General features: G+C 70.3%; 3 protein-coding genes. All 3 read left to right on the top strand.

Features of this window, described 5'->3' with window-relative positions:
- A partial coding sequence (locus tag DSP71_RS10000) for a hypothetical protein (RefSeq protein WP_147251279.1) occupies positions 1–305 on the top strand: 305 nt, incomplete at its 5' end.
- Positions 306–328: 23 nt separating this feature from the next.
- Positions 329–1162 carry an EI24 domain-containing protein gene (locus DSP71_RS09995; protein WP_113681010.1) on the top strand — a complete coding sequence of 278 codons (834 nt, stop codon included), beginning with the start codon at positions 329–331 and terminating at the stop codon, positions 1160–1162.
- Positions 1162–1367: DNA-formamidopyrimidine glycosylase family protein (locus DSP71_RS23510; protein WP_309472616.1), on the top strand; the 206-nt coding region annotated here is incomplete at its 3' end. The genes DSP71_RS09995 and DSP71_RS23510, both read left to right, overlap by 1 nt.

The raw sequence follows: 1367 nt of genomic DNA, 5'->3' as shown, positions 1-1367 counted from the left end.
AGCTCGACGGGGTCTCGCATCGTCCAGGGCGCAAAGCGGGCGGTCTGGTCGTGCTCGTCGACGGTGCACTGGTGCTGTCCCTCGAACGCGGCGGACGCACCGTGCTGTCGTTCAGCGACGACGCCGAGGTGCTGCGCGCCGCGGCCTCCGACCTCGCGGCCACCGCGCGCGCCCGTCGCCTCGACACGCTCACCGTCGAGAAGATCAACGGCGAGGGCGTCTACGGCACTGAACTCGCCCTCGCACTGCAGGAGTCCGGCTTCGTGGCAACCCCTCGCGGATACACGCTCCGCAAGGTCGTCTGAGCACTACGCCTACGCTGGAAGCCATGATCCGCGAGTTCGCCACCGGTATCCGCACACTGCTGCGCGGCTTCGGGCTGTGGCGCACCCGGCCGGGACTCATGCTGCTCGGACTGGTCCCCGCGATCATCGCATTGCTCCTGCTCGCTGCCGCGCTCGTACCGCTGATCATCGGTCTGCCGTCGGTCTCCACGTGGCTGACGCCGTTCGCCGAGGGGTGGCTGGAACCGTGGCGCGGCCTGCTGCGGTCTGCGGTGAGCTTCGTGATCGTCGCGGCCGCGCTCGCCCTGGCCAGCGTGGTCTTCAGCGCCCTCACCCTGACCATCGGCGATCCGTTCTACCAGCGCATCTGGCATGCGGTCGAGGCCGACCTCGGCGACGCTCCCCCAGCCGACGGTGGCAGCTTCTGGACCACTCTCGGCGAGGGACTCCGCCTGGTTCTGCTCGGCATCCTGATCGCGATCGTCGTGCTCCTCATCGGTCTGATCCCTGCCGTCGGCGGGTTCTTCGGCCCCATCGCCGGAGTCGTCCTGACCGGTCGACTGCTGGCCCGAGAGCTCACAGGTCGAGCCTTCGATGCCCGCGATCTCAGCCCCGCCCAGCGCGCTGCCCTGTTCTCGGGCAGCCGGGCGCGGGTTCTCGGCTTCGGAGTGGCGACACAGCTCTGCTTCCTGATCCCTGGCGGGGCCGTCGCGATCATGCCGGCCGCCGTGGCCGGAAGCACGATGCTCGCGCGAGACATGCTCGCGCGAGCCGGATTCGCCACGTCCCCCACCACGCTGCCCACCACACCGCCCGTCGCGCCGCCCACCGCGTCGCCGCGCACCCCGCCGCCGCCCACTCCCATCGGCGCCCCCTGATGCCCGAGGGCGACACCGTCTTCCGCACGGCACGACGACTCGACGAAGCTCTGGCCGGCGCGGAGGTCACCCGATTCGACCTGCGCGTGCCCCGATTCGCCACGCTCGACCTGACCGGCCAGCCGGTGCATGCCGTGATCCCCCGCGGCAAGCATCTGCTCATGCGCATCGGTGACAGCACCCTGCATTCGCATCTGCGTATGGA

Source organism: Microbacterium sp. H6 (assembly GCF_003314775.1).
Lineage (GTDB): Bacteria > Actinomycetota > Actinomycetes > Actinomycetales > Microbacteriaceae > Microbacterium > Microbacterium oxydans.
The sequence above is the reverse complement of the archived record's forward strand: the minus strand, read 5'-3'. Positions and strand labels throughout refer to the sequence as shown.